The 21,932-nt window shown below is 39.7% G+C and carries 19 protein-coding genes; 4 read left to right on the plus strand and 15 right to left on the minus strand.

The annotated features are described in order from the left end of the window. Window positions 1–137 precede the first annotated feature (137 nt). Both pabB and HMPREF0848_RS04130 read left to right on the plus strand, forming a co-directional pair. The gene (gene pabB, locus HMPREF0848_RS04125) at window positions 138–1,856 is read left to right on the plus strand and encodes an aminodeoxychorismate synthase component I (protein WP_008534834.1); all 1,719 of its coding nucleotides are present in this window, start codon (window positions 138–140) and stop codon (window positions 1,854–1,856) included. 218 nt (window positions 1,857–2,074) lie between these two features. Next, window positions 2,075–4,711, plus strand: coding sequence for a calcium-translocating P-type ATPase, PMCA-type (locus HMPREF0848_RS04130; RefSeq protein ID WP_008534835.1), 2,637 nt, complete (start codon window positions 2,075–2,077; stop codon window positions 4,709–4,711). A gap of 364 nt (window positions 4,712–5,075) precedes the next feature. Here the strand turns inward: HMPREF0848_RS04130 and dltD are convergent, their stop codons facing one another. The 15 genes from dltD to add form a co-directional block, all read right to left on the minus strand. Beyond that, window positions 5,076–6,344 carry a D-alanyl-lipoteichoic acid biosynthesis protein DltD gene (gene dltD, locus HMPREF0848_RS04135; protein ID WP_008534836.1) on the minus strand — a complete coding sequence of 423 codons (1,269 nt, stop codon included), beginning with the start codon at window positions 6,342–6,344 and terminating at the stop codon, window positions 5,076–5,078. Further along, window positions 6,337–6,576: a D-alanine--poly(phosphoribitol) ligase subunit DltC gene (gene dltC / locus HMPREF0848_RS04140; RefSeq protein ID WP_002887828.1), complete on the minus strand. Its 240-nt coding sequence runs from the start codon at window positions 6,574–6,576 to the stop codon at window positions 6,337–6,339. Before dltC ends, dltD begins: the two co-directional genes overlap by 8 nt. Before the next feature lie 17 nt (window positions 6,577–6,593). Further along, a complete protein-coding gene (gene dltB / locus HMPREF0848_RS04145; protein ID WP_008534837.1) occupies window positions 6,594–7,841 on the minus strand; it encodes a D-alanyl-lipoteichoic acid biosynthesis protein DltB in 1,248 nt (415 codons plus the stop codon). After that, the gene (dltA, locus tag HMPREF0848_RS04150; RefSeq protein ID WP_008534838.1) at window positions 7,838–9,388 is read right to left on the minus strand and encodes a D-alanine--poly(phosphoribitol) ligase subunit DltA; all 1,551 of its coding nucleotides are present in this window, start codon (window positions 9,386–9,388) and stop codon (window positions 7,838–7,840) included. Before dltA ends, dltB begins: the two co-directional genes overlap by 4 nt. An 8-nt stretch (window positions 9,389–9,396) precedes the next feature. Further along, window positions 9,397–9,528 (minus strand): teichoic acid D-Ala incorporation-associated protein DltX, encoded by a 132-nt coding sequence (locus tag HMPREF0848_RS04155; protein ID WP_021145197.1) that lies wholly within the window; start codon window positions 9,526–9,528, stop codon window positions 9,397–9,399. Between the two features lie 163 nt (window positions 9,529–9,691). Continuing rightward, window positions 9,692–11,440 (minus strand): ABC transporter ATP-binding protein, encoded by a 1,749-nt coding sequence (locus HMPREF0848_RS04160; RefSeq protein ID WP_008534839.1) that lies wholly within the window; start codon window positions 11,438–11,440, stop codon window positions 9,692–9,694. Beyond that, window positions 11,430–13,169, minus strand: a complete 1,740-nt coding sequence (locus HMPREF0848_RS04165) for an ABC transporter ATP-binding protein (RefSeq protein ID WP_008534840.1) — start codon at window positions 13,167–13,169, stop codon at window positions 11,430–11,432. The genes HMPREF0848_RS04160 and HMPREF0848_RS04165 overlap by 11 nt, the downstream gene beginning before the upstream one ends. A gap of 31 nt (window positions 13,170–13,200) precedes the next feature. After that, entirely contained in the window at window positions 13,201–13,812 is a 612-nt protein-coding gene (locus tag HMPREF0848_RS04170; RefSeq protein ID WP_037608918.1) for a lysozyme family protein, read from the minus strand. A 1-nt stretch (window position 13,813) separates the two neighbouring features. Continuing rightward, window positions 13,814–14,791, minus strand: coding sequence for a nucleoid-associated protein (locus HMPREF0848_RS04175; protein ID WP_037608920.1), 978 nt, complete (start codon window positions 14,789–14,791; stop codon window positions 13,814–13,816). A 6-nt stretch (window positions 14,792–14,797) separates the two neighbouring features. Continuing rightward, window positions 14,798–16,048, minus strand: a complete 1,251-nt coding sequence (gene glyA / locus HMPREF0848_RS04180) for a serine hydroxymethyltransferase (RefSeq protein WP_008534845.1) — start codon at window positions 16,046–16,048, stop codon at window positions 14,798–14,800. A 95-nt stretch (window positions 16,049–16,143) separates the two neighbouring features. Continuing rightward, entirely contained in the window at window positions 16,144–16,749 is a 606-nt protein-coding gene (locus tag HMPREF0848_RS04185) for an L-threonylcarbamoyladenylate synthase (protein ID WP_008534847.1), read from the minus strand. Continuing rightward, window positions 16,736–17,569: a peptide chain release factor N(5)-glutamine methyltransferase gene (gene prmC / locus HMPREF0848_RS04190; RefSeq protein ID WP_008534849.1), complete on the minus strand. Its 834-nt coding sequence runs from the start codon at window positions 17,567–17,569 to the stop codon at window positions 16,736–16,738. The genes HMPREF0848_RS04185 and prmC overlap by 14 nt, the downstream gene beginning before the upstream one ends. Continuing rightward, the gene (prfA, locus tag HMPREF0848_RS04195; protein ID WP_002887844.1) at window positions 17,566–18,645 is read right to left on the minus strand and encodes a peptide chain release factor 1; all 1,080 of its coding nucleotides are present in this window, start codon (window positions 18,643–18,645) and stop codon (window positions 17,566–17,568) included. Before prfA ends, prmC begins: the two co-directional genes overlap by 4 nt. A 37-nt stretch (window positions 18,646–18,682) precedes the next feature. Next, on the minus strand, window positions 18,683–19,279 hold the full coding sequence (locus tag HMPREF0848_RS04200; protein ID WP_008534850.1) for a thymidine kinase: 597 nt from the start codon (window positions 19,277–19,279) through the stop codon (window positions 18,683–18,685). Window positions 19,280–19,495: 216 nt separating this feature from the next. Next, window positions 19,496–20,506, minus strand: coding sequence for an adenosine deaminase (add, locus tag HMPREF0848_RS04205; RefSeq protein WP_008534851.1), 1,011 nt, complete (start codon window positions 20,504–20,506; stop codon window positions 19,496–19,498). Between the two features lie 173 nt (window positions 20,507–20,679). On the opposite strand from add, the gene yghU reads away from it, so the two are divergent. Together yghU and HMPREF0848_RS04215 are read left to right on the plus strand one after the other, a co-directional pair. Beyond that, a complete protein-coding gene (yghU, locus tag HMPREF0848_RS04210; RefSeq protein WP_008534852.1) occupies window positions 20,680–21,468 on the plus strand; it encodes a glutathione-dependent disulfide-bond oxidoreductase in 789 nt (262 codons plus the stop codon). 79 nt (window positions 21,469–21,547) lie between these two features. Then, window positions 21,548–21,932, plus strand: a 385-nt coding sequence (locus HMPREF0848_RS04215) for a DHH family phosphoesterase (RefSeq protein WP_008534853.1), incomplete at its 3' end; no start/stop codon positions are given.

Raw genomic sequence — 21,932 nt, forward strand, 5'->3', positions numbered from 1 at the left:
CTAAAATCTTCTTTTACTCCTTTCATTATAACATATGTAAAACTATCTGAAAAGTTCATCTTTGGTTAAAATTTTGAGAATAAGATTTAAAACATGAAAAATAACCAGAGACAAACTTCTTATGTTATACTCTAACTATGCATAAGAAAACTGTTATTGATTTTAAAGATTTTGGGCTGAGACAAGTCTTTAAAAATCCTCTCAAAGAATTAAAAACCAAAGATATTAATGAAGTTAAACCACTTCTAGCCCAAGTAGAGGCCTATCAAAAAGAAGGCTATTATGCAGTGGGCTACCTTTCCTACGAAGCGTCTGCGGCCTTTGAACCTAAGTTTGAGGTTTTGAATGGACCCTTAATGTCTGAATATCTCCTCTATTTCACCATTCATGAAACCGTTCAAACGGAACCTCTTCCATTATCGTATGAGCCAGTTTCTCTACCGGATTCATGGAAGGAGCTAACTTCAGCTTCTGAATATAAGGAAGCTATCCAGAAAATACATCATCATATCCGACAAGGAGATACCTACCAGGTCAACTATACTGTTCAATTGCAACAAGACCTAACTGCAGACCCTTTTGCCATCTATAACCGGCTTGTTGTCGAGCAGAATGCTCACTACAACGCCTTTATTCAACATGATGACCTTTCTATTATTTCAATAAGTCCAGAGCTTTTCTTTAAGAAAGAGGGCGATACACTAACCACACGTCCTATGAAAGGCACGACCAATCGCGGTTTAACAACTGCCACTGACCTCAAACAGGCTCAGTGGCTTGCGCATGATCAAAAAAATCGTTCAGAAAATATGATGATTGTTGATCTCCTACGCAATGATATGAACCGTATCTCAAAAATAGGTAGTGAAAAGGTCAAAAGCCTTTGTCACGTTGAACAATACTCTACAGTTTGGCAAATGACTTCTACGATTGAAACACAGCTCTTAGAAAATAGGAATCTAAGTGATGTCTTTCAAGCACTTTTCCCTTGTGGATCAATCACTGGAGCACCCAAAATAGCTACTATGTCTATTATCTCAGCGGTAGAAAAACAGGCGCGTGGTGTTTATTGTGGGGCTATCGGTATTTTACCACCTCAGGGACCGACGATTTTTAATGTTGCAATCCGAACCCTTCAAATGCAGGGAACAAAAGCTATCTATGGTGTCGGGGGAGGCATTACCTGGGATAGCAATTGGGCAGATGAATATGAAGAAACCAAGCAAAAAGCAGCTGTTTTATATCGTCAGAATCCTAAATTTGATCTCATTTCAACTGGTCTGGTCCATCAAGGAAGATTACTCTTTATAGAGGAGCACCTTAATCGCTTACAAGAGGCCAGCCGCTACTTTGATTTTCCTTTTAAGAAGGAAGAAGCTCACTATCAAGTAGAATCCCTGTGTCAGTCTTTTGATGTTGACACAGACTATCGTCTTAAATTCTCTCTTTCAAAAGACGGTGAACTAAAGTTTGACCATTCTCCACTAATAGACTTGTCCGATAGTTTTTGCCAAGCAAGATTAGTAGAGCAATTGCATCCTTTGGATAGCCCCTATACCTTCTTTAAAACAAGTTACCGACCTCACCTTAGTATTGGACCTCATGAGCAAATCTACTATAACCATGAGGGGCAACTCCTAGAAACCTCTATCGGTAACCTCGTTGTCAAAATTAATAACCAACTTTACACACCTCCTGTGCAACTTGGTATCCTAAATGGGATTTACAGACAGCACCTGATAGCTCAAAAAGAAGTTAAAGAAAAGGTATTAACTTTAGATGACCTAAAACAAGCTCAAGCTATCTATGCTTGTAATGCTGTGAGAGGATTGTATGAATTAAGTATTAGAGGTTAACCTGAGCTTTAAAGGACCACTTTGTGTTTTCTACCATTCCGTCACTGCTAGCGATTAAGTTTTATTACTATTTCTTCTATTGAATAATTAACCATTTCAGTTTAAATGCAGTATAATACTAGATAGCAGTCATTAAAGCTATGATTCCTTTAATGACAAATAACGCAATCCTGAAACTTAAAGCTCAGGAACAGTTTTAGAAAGGACAAAAACCTTAAATGAAAAATTTTAAAGGCTTGACTTCTGCTGAAGTTCAAGCAAGTAAAAACACCCATGGCGATAATAGACTCTCTAGCAAAGAAGCTAACTCGCTTCTCTCAATCTTTATCGAAGCCTTCCAAGATCAATGGATTCTTATCCTCTTGGCTGCCTTAGGATTAAAAATTATCTTCAACTTTGTTGGAATGATTTTCCCTACTATTGGTGAAGCTAATTGGTATGAGGCTATCTCCCTAATTTTCGCCATTTTGATGTCTACAGGATTTTCAGCCATTTCACAATACCGTAACGAGCAAAAATTTAATACCCTTCAGGAAGAGGCTTCAAAAACTAATGCTAAGGTTTATCGTGATGGTAAACTTAAAGAGGTTCTCGTGGATAATATTGTAAAAGGAGATCAAATCCTCCTTCAATCAGGGGACAAGGTTCCAGTGGACGGTATCATCCTGGAAGGTGAGTTAAAAGTAAACCAAGCTGTCCTTAATGGTGAGAGCGAGGATGCTAAAAAACTTCCTCTTGGTGATCAAGAAGAACCAGATTCTTCAGACCTCTTTACAGAGCTCAAAGTCTTCCGTGGAACTGTTGTGACTTCTGGTGAAGCTGTTATGGAGGCTACACAAATTGGTGACAATACAGTCTTAGGAGGTATTAATACCTCTCTTCAAGAAGACAGTAAAGATTCTCCTTCTAAAGAAAAGCTTAATCAACTTGCCGGAAACATCGGTGTCCTTGGTTATAGTGCCGGTGGTGCCTATTCCGTTATCAACCTTGTATTAGGCTTTATTGCCCTCAATAAGGCTAATAACCTCAATGGTGGTTCAATTTTCCTTCTTATCATTGAAACAATTCTCTTTGCGGTTACTATCATCATCATGGCTGTTCCAGAAGGACTTCCAATGATGTTGGCCCTTGTTTCTTCTATGAACTCAGGTCGACTTTTGGCTCAAAATATCCTGGTTCGCCATCCTGATACCATTGAAACAGCTGGATACATGAATATCCTCTTCAGTGATAAGACTGGTACTATCACTGAAGGTAAACTATCTGTAGTTGACTTTTTCCTTGCTGATGGAACACTCTATGCAGCAACTGGTGAAACTGATGCTACAGATTTTGACACAATGTCAGATAGCCTTAAAGCAGAAATGATTAATGGTATCGGTCTTAATAACGATGCTATGATAGCAGATGGCAATGCTGTTGGTAGTAATGCTACAGACCGTGCACTTCTTGACTTCCTTATTGGACGTGATAGCCTTAATTTTGATACCAACTCTATTACTGAGAAGCAACAATTCAACTCAGCAACAAAATTTGCAAGTGTGACGACTAATGACGGAAAAACCTACATCAAGGGTGCACCAGAATTTATCCTAAATGACTGTTACTACTATCTTGATAAAGATGGACATAAGCAAAACTTTACAGATGATATTAAAGCTCGTTTCCAAGAATTATCTTTGGAACAAGCGAACCGTTCAATGCGTTTGCTTGCTATCCTTAATACAAATGGTAATGATAAAGTCTTGATTGGTATCGTATGTATCCGTGATAATGTCCGTTCTTCAATTAAACAAACTGTTGAAACCATGAACCGTGCAGGTGTTCAAGTCGTTATGGTAACTGGTGACCGTAAGGAAACTGCCGTTGCCATTGCTAAGGAGGCTGGTATTGTTACTGGAGAAAACGACCTTGTTCTAACTCATGATGAACTCACTGCCCTTTCAGATCAAGAACTTAAGCAAAAATTACCTTTCTTGAAAGTTGTTAGCCGTGCTCTTCCAATGGATAAAAAACGCCTTATTGAAGCTGCTCAGGACCTTGATATGGTCGCTGGTATGACAGGAGATGGAGTTAACGACTCACCTGCCCTCAAATCAGCTGATGTCGGCTTCTCAATGGGTGACGGTACTGAAGTCGCACGAGAAGCCTCAGATATCGTTATCTTGAATAATTCATTGACTTCGATTGAAAAAGCTGTCCTCTATGGACGCACCATGAGTAAGTCAGTAAGTAAATTTATTATCTTCCAGTTAACCGTTAACGTGACGACTATTGCCATGTCACTTCTCTCACCACTTTTAGGTCTCAAAGAGCCATTTACAATTATCCAAATTCTGTGGATTAACCTTATCATGGATACACTTGCTGCCCTTGCCTTTGGTGAAGAGCCTACGCTAGATCGTTATATGAACGAAAAACCAGTTGCTAAGAAAGCAAATATTCTTACTGGCTATATGAAGTCTGCTATCGGTGTAGCTAGTGTCTTCATTACTGTCGTATGTTTGGCAATTCTCAAAAATGTTGGTGGTATCCAAGACTTTATCACAAATGGAACTGGAAACTTTGAAATGGTAACAACATTTACATTTACTGTATTTATCTATGCCGTCATTTTCAACTCGCTTAATACACGTAGTAATGGATTCAATGTGTTTGAACATATCAGCGAAAACAAGAAATTCTCAATTGTAATGATTTCTATCGCTGTTGTTCAAACCTTGATTATCCAATTCGGTGGAAAAGTATTTAGTACTGTTCCAATGGATATTCATCACTATATCGTTGCTCTTCTGATTGCTGTATTGATTATACCAGCAGATTTCATTCGAAAGGCCCTTACAAAAAAGAATTAGCATAAACTATTTAGCTAAATCTCAAAAAGGATTGGACGTTTCTAATTACCTCCAATCCTTTTTATTTGTTCACTATTCTGTCCATCGCATAGTATAAATTGATTCATTAAATCATAGCTTAGTAAAGATTTAGAATGAAATCAATATATCCTTACAAACTTGCTATAGCTTAAAAATAGGATGTTCTGAAGCCTTCGTATGAAATCCAAATATGAATGTATTGCACCAGTAAAATCATTTTAAATCTGTCACTTTTTATTACTTATATGCTCGTACAATGAGTTAACAGACTGTAAGTTGAAGTCAAAATGATTTTTACCCATAACAAAAAGGCCTTCTCCAGGCCTCTTTTTGTTAAACAATATTACTTGAATTCATTTGGGTTGGCTGTGTAGTTTGCCCAATCCTTGCTATAAAAACGATCATTCAAGTGATAACTTGGGGCAGGTGTTGGATTACTTACAAAAGGATCAACAGCCTTATCAAAGGCTACCCAACCTTTCCAGCCCATATGAATGGTATCTTGCATAAAGTAAGCTTGATCTCCATCTTTTGAGAAGTCAGCAATATTGGTAAAACCTTGACTTTCCAATTGATAACGAATCTTCAAAACTGTTGCATCATACATTTCCTGGTTAAGTCCTGTATAGGCCATCCACTTACTATTGACTGGTGGAATGACAAAGATAACATTAGTTTTTAATTTAGCAAATTGATTGAGAACCAATTGTAGGTCACCGTATTCTTGTGAAACTTCATAAGAAAGGTGTTCTTGGAAGCCTTTAAGCTTGCCAATTTTTTTAGACAAGCGTTTCTTATAGAAACGATCATCAATACCAAAGCTATTTGATTTCGTATGTTCTTCCGCATCTCTTACTGCAACTTGATCAAGGGCTTCATAAGAAAATTCATCAGGCAATTCTTTTAAATAGGGAAGAACTTTTTTATCGTAATTGGCATTATTTGGTGCTGCAAATGGACTAAATAAGGCGTCTTCACGTTTATTAAGCTCAGCCAAGAATTGTACATAAGTCTTATCAAAAGCGTTTAGTTCTTGACCTTTCGCGACCTTAGTAAGTTGAGACTTCATCGCAATCTCAGGCTTCATCTCTAAGATACGCTTTGCAGCATACTCTGAATTCTCATCAGTTTCATTTTGATTCAAGAAACTACTGAGCTGATCATTACTGAAGAACTGTTGAAAGGCTGCTGAATTGTAACCCTTCTTAGTGAACCATTGAGGAGACAAGACGTAAACAGCTGTACCATTTTTGAGTTCAGGAAGCATTTGTTGCATCCCAAGATACTGGTTTAAAGAGGCGGCACCACGTTGTCCAATAAAATATGGACGATAGTTACGATCGTATTTTTCAGCTAAAACTGCTGGATGAAGGGCATCAAAACGTAACCACTCACTAGAACCAAAGAAAGGTACAAAACGATGTTCTTTATTGGAAAGGGCATTTGTCTTATTAATACGACTCTTAAAGTTAGCTGTCGTCAGTGTCACTGCATTACGTTTATCAGTCTGATAATTATGTTTTCTGCCTTGTGGATAGCAATAAATAACCACTACTACTAAGACAAGAGCACAAATTACTGGACCAAAAATCCGCCATAAACGCTTAAGCATTGCGAAGCTCCGTTACCCCTTCAACAATCTTATTGGCAGTGTTCCAGTCATCACGACCAAATTCTGAAACTGGCACACGAATATCGAAACGTGATTCCAATTCAACAATAAGTTCAACAGTCCCCATTGAATCAAGGACACCAGCGTCGAAGAGATCTTCATCCATCATGTCAGAAACATCTTCCATGAAAAGCTCATCAATAATTTCAATAACTTGTGATTTTACATCCATTTTTATATTTCCTTTACTTATTTTTTAGTGAACCAAAGTTCATTCAAGAATCCTGAGAAAATCAAGAATGACAACATAACAGTGTTAAATGTGATAAAGATTCCTAAAGCCTTTGTCCATTTGTTATCAGGAAGAGGCTCAAGACCTGCTTTTTTACGTTCTTTATTAATAGTTTTCTTTTTACGTAACCAAGCATCGTTAATACCGAGACCGATACCATGGAAAATACCGTAGGCAATATAGTACCAGGTAACCCCATGCCAGAATCCCATTACCAGCATATTGAGAACATAGGCCACGTTTGATGTGGTATTACGATTTTTAAAAACCTTATTCCTCATCAAAACCATAACCATACGCATAAAGACAAAGTCACGGAACCAGAAAGACAAACTCATATGCCAACGGTTCCAAAATTCTTTCAAATCACGTGAAATGAAAGGCTTGTCAAAGTTTATTGGGCTCTTAATCCCCATGAGATTAGATGCTGCGAGGGCAAACATAGAGTAGCCCGCAAAATCAAAGAAGAGATCAAACCCATAAACATACATGACACCAAGCGTTGGTAGATTAAAGATACCGCCCTGGCTCAAGGCTTGTGCTTTTAATGGTGGTAAAAGCATACTTCCAAAAATCTGAGCCAAAACAAACTTATAGAGAAAACCAAGCATAATATACTTTACAGCTTGCTCTAACATGTTCAACAGCTCATCACGCTCAGGAATAGCTTGATAGTCATCATTAAAGCGTTTGAAGCGATCAATAGGACCACTTGTGAAGGTCGGCATAAAGAGCATGAATCGGAGAAATTCTCCTAGTGTGAACTCTTTAAGCAGCCCATCACGCATCTCGATAATCATACCTACTGCACGGAAAGTGAGGTAAGAAATACCAAGGAAGTTAAAAAGCGACTGGTTACCATTAATAGCTGGCTCAACCTTAACAAAAACTAAAGGTAGAACCACAAGAAAGGAGTGCAGGTAAAAGACCCACTTATTATCCTTTCGACTGCGGTAACGCTTGTAAGAATAAACCCAAATGATTTGCCATACGATATAGAAAAGCAAGGCTAATAGTTGACTCGCATGGGTACCCGTCAAGGCTAAAACAATGAAAGCTAAACTAACCAAACATTCGTAAATCGCAAAACGCTTTTTAAAGAAGAGTCCTACAAAAATCGGTAATAAAGCTAGTCCAAGATAGATGAAATAGAAAGGATTACCATAGGCCTCTAAATGAGGAAGCTGTTTCAAGAAGTCTATCATCGGTTGTTGACCTCACTGATAAGCCCCTTGATATCAATCTTCCCATTTGGTGTCAAAGGCAGGCTCTCACGATAGAGGAACTTAGTTGGCATCATGTAAGACATCATGATGTCTTCCAAGTCAGCCTTGATCGCCTTGGTAATATCAATATCACGCTCAAACTGCTCACGAACGCCATCCTTAAGAATGACATAAGCCAAGAGATTCTGAACCTTATGGTCCTTATTGTAACGCGGTACAGCTACTGCTGAATCGATGTACTTAGACTTGTTAAGGTTTTGTGAAACATCCTCTAACTCAATACGGAAACCATTGAACTTAATCTGGAAGTCCATACGTCCTCCGTAAAGAAGGAGACCCTCATCAGTCATAGTACCCACATCACCAGTATGGTAGGCAGGAAGTCCATTAAACTCGAAGAAGGCTTCCGCAGTCTTTTCAGGATTGTTCATGTAACCTTTTGAAACTGCTGGACCTGATACAATAATTTCACCCTGTTGACCATTTGGAAGGATATTTCCGTCCTCATCGATAATATAAGTCGGTGAATCTTCCTTGGTATAACCAATTGGCAGGCGTTTAAGATTAGCTAACATTTCATCAGTTACTGCTACAGCCGACAAGGCTACGGTTGCTTCTGTTGGACCATAAGCATTGATAATACGTGCTTCTGGGAAACGTTGGCGAAGCTTTTGAGCAGTTTTAACGGTTAACTCTTCTCCATCGAAATAGAAATGCGTAATCTCTGGCATCTTCTCTGCATTGAAATCTTCAGACAACATGGCCATATCAGCAAAGGATGGTGTTGAGGTCCAAATAGCAATCGGAAGTGAGAAAATCGTTTCAAAGAGCTTTTTGAAGTCCTGAGTAATAGCTGAAGGAAGCGCATAGAGTGTACCTCCAAGTGCCAAAGTCGGCGCCCAATACATCACTGATAAGTCAAATGAGTAAGGTGGTTGGGCCAGCATTTGTGGGCGTTTTGGAGTCGCAAACTCCTTGTCCGTAATCATCCAGTTGGTGAAACTAAGGAGATTATCGTGCGAAATCTGTACGCCTTTAGGTTTACCCGTCGTTCCAGATGTAAAGATGATGTAATAAGTATCATCACCTTTAACAGGATGGGTCACTTCATAACTAGATTTGTTAGCGAAGCTTGCCTTCACTTGATCTAGAGTCACAATTGGCGCTTTAATATCCTCTAGTGGGAAATCGTTAATAGCAATAATCAGACTCGGCTCGGCCACTTCAACAATAGCTGTCACACGCTCAAGAGCTGAGTGACTATCAATTGGAATATAGGCATGACCAGATTTAGTTAGAGCAACGAAGGTTGCCAACATCTCATACTCTTGACCACCATAAACCACAACTGGTGATTTTTCTGGAATATCAAGACTATCAATCTTAGCAGCTAGGCTGTCTGAATCAGCCTTTAGGTCACCGTAAGTATGGACTTCCCCAAGAATATTGTAAACAGGAAAGTCTGGTTGAGATTGAGCAAATTGCTCAATCGTTTCAAGCATATCTTTAATTTTTGTGTTCGTCATTATTCTTCCTAGAATTCGTTATAGATAAAATTACCTTGACCTTGTCCCAGGTAATTGTAGAGATATATTAGAGCCATAAAAATGATGAAATAAAGCAAGGTTTGTCCCCAAAAAACAAGGACATTTTTGTTTTTTAACATTCTAATTTTCGATACCTTCTTTTTATATAATATCCACTCTAGTTTACCATCTTATTCTTATTATTTCCAATAAAAAAGGAAAAATTATTCAATTTCATCACTAGTTATTTTTGCACAAACTAATACCTAAATATCTTAAAAACAGAGCTAAAAAAGCTCTGTTTTAACTGTTTTGTGTCTTTTGGGCTGTCTGCATTTGATAATACATACCCTTAGCTTGCATTAGTTGATGATGAGTTCCGTACTCAACAATATCCCCATTATTCATGACTAAAATAAGATCGGCATTTTCAATGGTTGAGAGTCTGTGGGCAATGATGAAACTCGTTCGGCCCTTCATTAGTTTAGCGAACGCTTCCTGAATGAGAAGCTCCGTACGGGTATCAATACTTGAGGTAGCTTCATCTAAGATAAGAATCTTAGGCAAATTAACAAATATACGAGCGATCGTCAGTAGCTGACGTTGCCCTTGAGAAAGAGATTGACCCGCATCACTTAGATAAGTGTCATAGCCTTGAGGTAACTGATTAATAAAGAAGTCAGCATTTGCGGCTTTAGCTGCAGCTATAACTTCCTCTCGGCTAGCTTTGGGGTTGCCGTAGGCGATATTATCATGGATAGTTCCAACTTCAAGCCAGGTCTCTTGTAACACCATACCAATCTGCTTACGAAGACTCTCTCGAGTGTAATCTGTAATCGATCTGCCGTCCAGTCGCAATTGGCCCTTGTCTAAATCATAAAAGCGCATCAAGAGATTGATAAGGGTTGATTTACCTGCACCTGTCGGACCAACGATTGCAACAGTACTTGCAGCAGGAATATCAATGTTCAAATCCTTGATAAGAGATTTGTTTGGTAAGTAACCAAATTGAATATGGTTAAATTGAAATTGTCCCTGCACGTCTTCCTCTTCCAAAACCAAATGACCCGTTTCTGGGATTTCATTTTCATCCAAAATCATATAGAGACGATCAGCACAGGCAAGAGCACTTTGAAGCTCTGAAAGGACTGATGAAATATCATTGAAAGGTTTTGTGTATTGCGTGACATAGTTGAGAAAGGTTGTTAATTGGCCGACTGTAAAAGCACCACCTGACATGATACGGTAAGCTCCGACACCTGCAATCAGCGCATAAATAAGGCTATTGACAAAGCGAGTGGCCGGATTGACCGCTGATGAATAAAAGATTGCCCCCCTTGAATAAGCAGCATACTTACCATTAACTTCTCTAAAGTTTCGGACCATCTGACTTTGGGCATTTAGACTTTGGACCAGAGCTTCTTGGGTAAGACTTTCCTCAATCAGCTGGGTCTGCATCCCTCGCCACTTGGTCTGATGTCGATAAAGTTGATAACTTTTTCTGGCAATGAAGCGAGCGACAAGGACAGATAAAGGGGTCATCACCAGAACCAGAAGCATCATGAACCAATCTAAGCGAGCCATGGTAATGATAATGACAAAAATGGTTAAGAGACCAACGAAAAATTGGTTAAAAACCATGAGAAGTCCGTTGTTCAGTTGGTCACTATCAGTCGTCACACGACTAACCATATCTCCAGTTCCTTGACGATCAAGGTAACTGAGAGGCAGGGCATGAATTTTCATCATAACCCTCTCACGCAAACTCTCGCTGTAAGAATATATCAAACGGTTATAAATCAAAGGATTTAGCCACTGGATAGCACTATTAGCTACGATAACCGCAAGCATTTGCCATATTAAACGTGATATTAGAAGGACAGCATTCTTTTTGAGAACAGCATCCACTGCATCACCAATCAAAATAGGTAAATAAACCGTTAAAGCAACCTGAATAATAGTACCAACTGTCGCTATGACTAAGAGAGAGCGCTGACTTAAGATGTCTCGACCGAGACGTCTAAGCGTTGACTTATTATTTCTAGCTTTCATCAGCAGCCTCCTTTTGATGCTGAGAATAATGAATATCTTGATAAAGTTTGTTAGTGGCAAGCAATTCTTCATGATTACCCAGACCAAGTTGATGGCCCTTATCAAGAACCAAAATCTGATCGACAGCTTTTAAACTATTGGTTCTTTGCGAAATAATGATCAAGCTGGTTGATGTAAGATTTTCTCTTATGGCTGCTAATAGTCGACTCTCAGTCAAATAATCCAATGCTGAGGTTGAATCATCCAAAATCAAAAAAGGTGCTGGTCTCATCAAAGCACGCGCAATAGTCAGACGCTGACGTTGACCACCAGAAAAATTACGGCCAAATGACTCGACTGGCTCATCTAAACCAAGTTCCTTATCTCGAACAAAGTCAGCAGCTTGAGCCATGTTAAGCGCATGCCATAGTTCCTGGTCGCTAGGTTCATGCTTAAGTCCCAGGGTCAGATTAGAACGAATGGTTCCCCTAAATAACTCAGCTTTTTGAGGGACATAGGCCACCCAAGAACGCCATTCCTTTAGATTTTTTGGTGATGCTTGATTATTAAAGATGGTTAAGCTGCCAAGCTGAGGTTGATATAAGTTCATGATTAAGTTGACCAAGGTCGATTTACCCGAACCTGTACCTCCAATAATGCCTAGAGACTCTCCTTCGGTCAGTCTAAGGTTACTCCCCTGAAGAGATGGCTGACTAGCTGTCGGATAGGTAAAGGACATCTGGTCTATAGCAAGCACTAACGCTTCTTGATCAGCCTTCTTAATTGTTAAAGGTGCCTTAATGTCCTCATCCTCAAGATTGAAAATAGTTTCTACACGTTTAGCAGATATAAAACTTTGATTGAGATTAGTTAACATCATGGCTAATTTAAGGAGCTCCGTCAAAATTTGCAAGAGGTAATTAACCAAGGCAATCAGCATTCCTTGCGTCAAGAGTCCACCTTGAATCTGGAGATTTCCTTGCCAAAGAATGGCAATTAAGGTCATATTAACAACCAAAAAAGTCAAAGGACTAATGAGACTTGCTATGACCCCGGTTTTGAGTTGCCAGGTCTTCAAGTCTTTATTGACAGTTGTAAAGTTATCTAACTCACGCTCACTCTGTCCGAAGGCTCGGATAACCCTCATTCCTTCAAGTTGCTGACGAGTACTAGTAACAATTGACTCATTAATCACCCGAATTTTAGCATATAGGGGATTGACGATACGGCTTGCCACCACAATAATAAGCGTCAACACTAGAACCATACCAAGGAACCAGAGGGTCAAGCGTGGACTAATCCGAAATGCCATAATAATAGCACCTGTCACAATAATGGGAGCTCTCAAAAAGAGTCGTAAAAATTGATTAATCCCCGTTTGAATCTGAAAAGTGTCACCAGTTAGGCGTGTCACCAAACTCGAAGTTCCTATCTCATCACGCTTTTCCTTTGATAATCGCATGATTTTGGCATAAAGATTATTAGTCAAACCTTGCGCATAGCCAACTGCTGCTCGAGATGAAAAATACTGAGCTGAAACAGCAACAACAACGCCAACAAAGGCAAGTCCAAACAAGAGAAAAATCATCATAAACAGATGATTTTGGTCTTTATTCGGAATAGTTGTGTCGACAATTCCAGCAATCACTAGCGGAACGAGGAGTTCAAAACAGGCTTCGATTAATTTAAACACGGGTCCCAGGATACTGTCTTTGACATATCCCCTAAAATAAACTAATAATGCTTTCATTGGTCTTTCCTTAAAAATGAAGTAGCCACTCTTAGAGACGTGAGAACATACGCATCAAAAAGAGATTAAACTGTACTTCCTTAGCGTAATAAATATTTCCGCCATTTGTATAAAGCTTTCCACCACCATAGTACATGGCAACTGGTTGGTAATAGGTGTAGGTCTTTCCACTGGTATTTCCAAGACTTGGAGCAACGACATTTTTAGAATAGGCCTTTGCTAGTTCAACAGTGTTTACTCCACCATTATCAGCTACATAATCAATATAGGCTTTACCAAAATTATAGGCTTGCACTGCTGTCCAAGGATCCACCTTATGGTGGGCAGCCTCTTCCAGATTCTCTGAAAGTACTGTCACCCCCTGACGAATACTTTCTTTTCGATTTTTGATGGAGTTAGTAACCCCTGAAGAACTTTCACTGGACTGCATCACGTCATCTGTCTTCCCCTTGGTTTCTGTGTAAATCATTGCTAGGACCAAATCTACATTGGTTGTATTATCAACATCATCCTCTGCCAACACTTCCTTAACCATGGATTCATAAGCTAAGACATGTTGTATATTGGCATGCAGACGATAGGCTTGAATTCCTAGAAAGAGGACTAGCACAAGAACCACCAGACGTCTTATCCATTTAAACATATTATTTATTGATGATATCCTCGATATTTTTGATGAGAATTGAATAGGTGCCATCAGGATTTTGAATAAACTCAACACTGTTAGCATCCTGATAGACGTTATTAGGCACAATTAACTCAATTCCGTTTGATAACGATAGCTTTTGATTCTCTAATTTCTTAATTTGACGAGAATGGTCAATATCTGAGACCGAAATAGGCTCAGGAATAGCCTCTTTAAGCTCATCAACGAAGGTCAAACGAGCTGTCAAATTATTATCAAAAAGCTGGTCTGCCAATTTTTCAGGAGACAATTCCTGGTCTTCTTCCAAATTATTGAAAATAGCCGATTTCATTTTTCCTTGGAAGTTAAAGTCATCTTGATTAAAATTCTCAGCAATTTTTTGAGCCGTGTCTTCAACCATCTTAATTGACTTCTTGACAGACTGTTCAGGTTGGACCTGCAAGAGATTTTCAGAGAAATAATTGGCAAAACTACCGTTGTGTTTGATACGCTTTTCAATCAGATAATACTGCTTACTGCTACGGTTAATTATCAAAGCTTCATCTGGTGTCTGAGCCGCAGAAGGCAGATTATTTTGTGACAATTGAATTGGATGCTGGCTATCTCCCAAAGAATGAATCAAACTGTCCTTTAGGGCAATGCGCAAGAATGCAAAATACTCTTGTCCTTCTTTGTCAAACTGAATAAAGACCAAATCATTGGTCTTTTGATCTTCAGAAATGACAAATTCTTCCTTCCAAAGTTGGGCAATTTTGACAGAACTTTCCATCAAATCATCCCCTAGATGACTGATGAAAACATTTTCTGCTTCGAAATACCCACGTTTAGCCTCATCCGAGAAAACTTTTGACAGTTTCTTCCGGAAATACTCATCCAAACGTGGTGTTATTTCAAGAGGCGCTTCTGCCAATACCAGCTCCGTATCATTTGGCGAAAACTGATGAATGATAATGCGTTTAATATATAAATCTAACATAATCCCTTAATAAAGTGGAAAAGCATCTGTAAGTGTTTTGACTTCACCACGAATGTGTTCCAAAACTTCTGGTTTGTCGTGATTTTCCAAAGCTTGGATCATCAACTCAGCAATCTTACGGCTCTCAGCTTCACCCATACCACGACTTGTAATAGCTGGGCTACCTACACGAATACCAGATGTTTTGAATGGTGACAATTGTTCATAAGGAATACCATTTTTGTTCAAGGTAATATTCACTTCTTCAAGAACATTTTGAGCAACCTTACCATTTTCAACAACCTTAGTCACATCGACCAAGAAGAGGTGATTATTGGTTCCGCCTGAAATGACACGGAAGTCTGGGTGTTGATTGAAAACATCTGCCATAGCTGCGGCGTTCTTGATGACATTTTCACCGTATTCCTTAAAGGCAGGATCAAGTGCTTCTTTAAGGGCAACAGCCTTAGCTGCAATAACGTGTTCCAAAGGACCACCTTGCAAACCAGGGAAGACGGCAGAATTGATTTTCTTAGCAATGTCTTCATCATTAGTCAAGATCAATCCACCACGAGGACCACGGAGAGTCTTGTGAGTTGTTGTGGTTGTCACATGTGCGTAAGGTACTGGACTTGGATGATGGCCTGATGCCACAAGACCAGCAATATGAGCCATATCTACCATGAGATAAGCACCTACTGCATCAGCGATTTCACGGAATTTAGCAAAATCAATGATACGTGAGTAAGCTGAAGCCCCCGCAACGATGAGTTTTGGTTTTACTTCCTTTGCTTGAGCAAGGATAGCATCATAATCAAGAAGCTCAGTTTCCTTATCAACATTGTAAGCAACGAAGTGATAAGTCTTACCAGAGAAACTAACTGGCGCACCATGTGTCAAGTGACCACCAGCTGACAAATCCATACCCATCACAGTGTCACCTGGTTGAATCAAAGACATGTAAACAGCAGCATTGGCCTGACTACCTGAGTGAGGTTGTACATTGGCAAATTTTGCACCAAAAAGTTTCTTAGCACGTTCAATAGCAAGGGTTTCAACCACATCAATAACATCTGTACCACCGTAGTAACGCTTACCAGGATAGCCTTCAGCGTATTTGTTAGTCAAAAGTGTTCCTTGAGCCGCCATAACAGCCTTAGAAACGACATTTTCAGAAGCAATCAATTCAATATTGTTCTGCTGGCGTTCTTCTTCTTTGGCAACGGCTTCCCAAAGTTCAGGGTCAAATGCTTTGTAATCTTCTTTGTCAAAAATCATTGAGATCTCCTATTTATTGGTCTAATGGGTTTTTCTCAACTCACCCATACACAACTGAAAGTTTTCTCACACTTTCCCGGGTCTCTGTTAGTCATTTATTCTATGGTCAACTCTGGTAGAGCTGCCAATAGGTCATCTTTTGTAATCTTTCCCTGTCTAAGTATTCTAGCTGGAGTATCAGACAGGTCCAAAATCGTCGAATCTAGGCCCAACAGGGCATCATCATCTTGATAGCCTGTCACCTGAAAATCAAACTGCGCTCTGATGTGGTCAAAATAACGGCCACTTGCCATCCCCGACTTGTTAGCGGATGGACCAATCAGAGGTCCTTCAGCTTGAATCAATTCTCTAGTCACGGGATGGTTTGGCAAGCGAAAGCCAACCGTCGCCAAACCCGAATTAATCCACTTAGGTACTTGGCCATTAGCTTTTAAAATGATGGTCAAAGGTCCAGGCAAAAAAGCATCGTAAAGTTTTTTGAGATAGTCGGGTTGCTCTTTTGAATAGGTCAAGATATCTTCATAAGAAGCGACATTCAAATTCATAGCCTTATCCCTAGGACGATTTTTCAGCTCATAGACATGATTGACCGCCTTCTCGTCCAAAGCTCTAGCAAAAAGACCATAAACCGTCTCTGTGGGAAGGACGACTGCCCCTCCATTTGCCAAGATTGCTTTTAAATCCGTGTTAGTTTCCATCATCGATCACAACCATTCTATCCTGCCCAAATTGGTCCTTAAGGACACGCACACACTTATCTGGAAAATGTAGAGACAAGAGTTTCTTCAAATCACTGCCCTGCTTATAGCCAATCTCAAAATAGAGTTTTCCTTGAGGACTTAGATGCTTAGCAGCCCTCTCAATAATCTGTCTATAAATGGCAAGGCCATCTTCATCAGCAAACAAAGCCAACTTGGGCTCACTAGTCAAGACATTTAAACCAACTTCGTTCTTATCATTTTCAGAAATATAGGGAGGATTGGACACAATAATATCAAAACTACCAGAAATATTTTCAAAAACATCCGATTGAATAAAACTGATGTCTACTCGGTTGAGCTTGGCATTTTCTCTAGCAAGTTCTAAAGCATCCACAGACAAGTCACTGGCTGTCACTTGCCAAAGAGGACAACTCTCTTTCAGAGACACTGCAATAGCACCACTCCCTGTTCCAATATCAAGAACCTTAAGCTCTGTCTTTGGGTTTTCCGCCAAAATTAGCTCCACTAATTCCTCAGTTTCAGGACGAGGAATCAAAACACGCTTATCAACTTGAAAACGTAAGCCATGAAAATCTTCAAAACCTAGGATATACTGAGCAGGTTTATGCGCTTTTAGTTGATTAAAGATACTAGAAAGAAGCTTTTCGTCTTCCTCTGAAACTTCTTGTCGTAGATGAAGAATAAATTGCGTCAAATCCCAGTGTTTCAAACCACGATAGACAAAGGACAGAGCCTCCTGCTCTTCTCCAACAGCCCCAAGTTCCTTCTCATAGTCAGCCAGGACATCCGCTAAAATCATTTGTTAAGCTCTTCCAATTTTTGTGTTTGATCGTAAAGAACCAAAGCATCAACAACTTCATCTAGTTTACCAGCTAAAATCGTATCTAGTTTTTGAAGGGTCAAACCAATACGGTGATCCGTCACACGATTTTGTGGGAAGTTGTACGTACGGATACGCTCTGAACGGTCTCCTGTACCAACAGTTGATTTACGTTCAGCATCTTGTTCATCTTGAGCAATCTGTGCGAAGTGGTCAGCCACACGGGCACGGATAATCTTCATGGCTTTATCACGGTTTTTCTGTTGCGTACGTTCTTCTTGCATTTCAACCTTAATGCCAGTTGGAATATGGACCATACGAACGGCAGTCGCAACCTTATTGACGTTCTGACCACCAGCACCAGAAGCGTGATAGATATCAACACGAAGGTCTTTAGGATCAATTTCATAATCCACTTCTTCAACTTCTGGCATGACCAAGACAGTTGCCGTTGAAGTATGGACACGTCCTTGGCTCTCAGTCACAGGGACACGTTGTACACGGTGCGCTCCCGATTCATATTTGAGTTTAGAGTAGACTGATTGTCCTGAAACCATGGCAACCACTTCTTTGATACCTCCAACACCATTATATGATGCTTCCATGACCTCAAAGCGCCAACCTTGTGTTTCAGCGTATTTTTGGTACATATTTAAGAGGTCTCCCGCAAACAAAGCTGCTTCATCACCACCTGCAGCCCCACGGATTTCAAGGATGATATTCTTGTCATCATTAGGGTCTTTTGGCAAGAGAAGAATTTTCAAACGTTCTTCGTACTCCTCTTTAGCGGCTTTGGATTCTTTGAGTTCTTCCTTAGCCATTTCTTCCAAGTCAGGATCACCACTTGCTTCCTTAATCATCTCCTCAGCATCTGTGATGTTTTGGATAACTTGCTTGTATTCACGGTAAACGGTTACAGTTTCACGGGTATTAGCCTCCTCACGAGACAATTCCATAAAACGCTTAGTATCCGAAACAACCTCAGGGTCACTAAGTAGCTCTCCTAATTCCTCGTAACGGTCTTCAACCGCCTGCAACTGATCATAAATGTTCATTTGTTACTGTTACTCCTTGTATAACTGATAATCGTTTTTAATCCTCTTTCAAAGGAACTATTTTCTTGCGAGGTGGGTTAAACCAGTGCTTTCGACAAACGGAAATATAACTCTCATGACCTCCAATTTGAACCTGTGCCCCTTCATAAACCGGCTCTCCATTTTCCATGCGTAGAACCATAGTTGCCTTCCTAGAGCAGTAATGACAGATGGTTTTTATTTCATCAATCTTGTCAGATAAAAGCAAGAGATACTTTGATCCCTCAAACAGGTTGTTTTGAAAATCATTTTTTAAGCCAAATGCCATTACGGGAATATCCAATTCGTCAACAATACGTGCCAAATCATAGACATTTGCCCGAGTCAGAAATTGAGCCTCATCAATCAAAACACAATAAGGACGGGGATTCATAGCAGCAATGTATCCAAAAATATCCGTGTCATTACCAATTGGATAAGCCTTACGTTTCATACCTATTCGGCTAGAAATATAACCTACACCATCTCGATTATCCAGACGACTAGTCATAAGCACAACTGGTTTTCCCTGTTCTTCATAATTATGGGCCACCTTTAGAATTTCAATAGATTTTCCCGAATTCATGGTGCCGTAGCGAAAATAAAGCTGTGCCAAACCAGACTCCTCTAAAATATATTTTGTACTTATTTTATCATAATTCGAGACGCAAAAGGGCCTGATACTGAACAATTTTTGAAAAAATTCACATTGTCTTCTTATTCTTGACTCAAATAAGAAAATCAGTACCAACCTTTTTAACAGAGCACTTAGTCATTCTGTTTGAGCTACACTCGTTTAGCTCTTACATCTGCTTTATCTTAACCTTATTTCTTATGAATAAGCCTGAGTCAATTTTTCAAGAAGTTCTTCTTTCTCTTCATTACTAGCAAAGGAAGCCTCAATCGCTGTCTTATTGTGAACAAAGAAATCTTGAACAGAAGTGTTAAAATGCTTGTGATAGAGTTCGTATTCTTTGGTTAGGTTTGTATCAGAAACGGTACGATTGTCCGTATTAATCGTAATGTTTGCCCCCGCTGCTTTCATTTTTAGGTAAGGGAAATCAGCAACAGTCACAGCTGCCTTGGTCTGAAGATTACTTGTCAGACACAATTCACCTGTGACACCATTTTTTACAAATTCTTCCAAAAGTTCAGGCTCTTGAGCCAGGATAGTCGCATGTCCATTACGCTTGATTCCCATTGCAATAGACTGAGCTAGAAAGGCTGGGCAGCCACATTCACCTGCGTGGAAAGTCATAGGACGGTCGTAAGTCTGAACTTGTTCAATCAAAGATTCAATAGCCTTTGGTCCATAATGATGCTCATCACCAGCAAAATCAAAGCCAACAAAATCAGTCTCTTCAACCTTATTGGCTTCATCAAGGATACGAGAAGTCAAATCTTGGTCCGATTGACGCATTCCACAAACCAAGACCTTAGCCACAATACCGAATTCGTCCTGAGCTTGACGTAACCCTTGACAAACAGCTTGGATAGTTTCAACGACAGTAAGCCCCTTATCCATAGATAATTCAGGTGCAAAACGCACTTCAATATAGATGACATTCTCAAGAGCAGCCTGCTTAGCCACATCATAGGCAGCAAGGGTTAAAGCTTCCTTAGTCTGTAACAGTGGGCGAATGTAATCGAAAGCCTCCAAATAATCTAGAAGACTCTCACAGGTATGTGGAGCTGTCACATGGTGTTTGAGCTCTTCGTCATCTTCTGGCAGTTCAATCTGTGCTAATTTAGCAAGATGACGAATGGTCTCTATTGACAAAGAACCATCCAAATGGCAGTGTAATTCTGTTTTAGCCAAGTGATGAAAATCGATAGCTGTCAAATTTTTTACTCTCCCAATCTTTGTTTTTGTTAATCAAATAAAATTAATTTTTACTATATTATCATTCCATAGAAAAAAGTCAAGATGCTAGAGCTAATGAGACGTGGCAGATTCTTGAAATGCCACTAGCATTTTGTTAGGATGTAACTATCAAGGATACAAGGAGAATTATCATGTCTGACTATATTTTACCCGAAGTTTGGGAAAATCCAGCTGCTATGGGAGGAGCCTGGGGTGGTATTAACCAACCGACTGCTGGCACCCGTTTTGAACAAACCTTACCAAAAGGCGATCAACCTTTCCAACTCTATACTCTTCCGACGCCAAACGGTATCAAGGCAACTATCATGTTAGAAGAACTTAAAGAACTCGGCGTGACTCAAGCAGGTTATGATGCTTATCGTATTAAGATTGGTGATGGTGACCAGTTTGGATCAGACTTTGTTGCTATCAATCCAAATTCAAAGATTCCTGCCATGATGGACTATTCCGAAGACCAACCCGTTCGTGTCTTTGAATCAGCTAACATCCTCCTTTACTTGGCTGAAAAGTTTGGAAAACTTATTCCAACTGATCACGCTAAACGTACTGAAGTTCTCAACTGGCTCTTTTGGCAAACAGGCGCTGCACCTTTCCTAGGCGGTGGTTTTGGTCACTTCTTCCATTACGCTCCTGAAAAAATCGAATACGCCATCAACCGTTTTGCTATGGAAGCCAAACGCCAACTTGACTTGCTTGATAAAGAACTTGCAACCAAACCTTATATCGTTGGAGATGAGTACACTATCGCTGATATCGCAATCTGGTCTTGGTATGGCCGACTTGCTCAGGATAAGATTTGGGACAAGGCTGGTATCTTCCTTAACGTTAAAGAATACAAGCATCTTCAAGCTTGGGCTGATAAGATCAGCAACCGTCCAGCTGTTCAGCGTGGCCTTGATGTTGATTATAAAGAGATTTAATCTTTGTAACGGTTAGTTTAGGCTAATCGTTTTTGCTTCTATTCATGATATAATAGAAAAAAATCACAAGGAGATTTTCATGACTGTATTTCAAGCTATTTTAGAAAAAATCAAAGCTTATGACACTATTATTATTCATCGCCACCAACGACCAGACCCTGATGCCATCGGTAGTCAGGTAGGTTTGAAGGAAATTTTGAAAACAAACTTTCCAGATAAAAAGGTCCTTGCAACGGGTATCAATGAACCAACTCTATCTTGGATTGCTGAGATGGATGAAGTAGCTGATCAGGATTATGAAGGAGCTCTTGTTATCGTTACTGATACCGCCAATACTCCTCGTATTGATGATGACCGATATAGTAAGGGCGACTTTCTTATCAAAATTGACCACCATCCTAACGATGATGCTTACGGAGACCTGCTTTTAGTTGATACTACTGCTTCAAGTGCCAGCGAAATTG

This window comes from Streptococcus sp. C150, from assembly GCF_000187445.1.
In the GTDB taxonomy this organism is placed as follows: domain Bacteria; phylum Bacillota; class Bacilli; order Lactobacillales; family Streptococcaceae; genus Streptococcus; species Streptococcus raffinosi.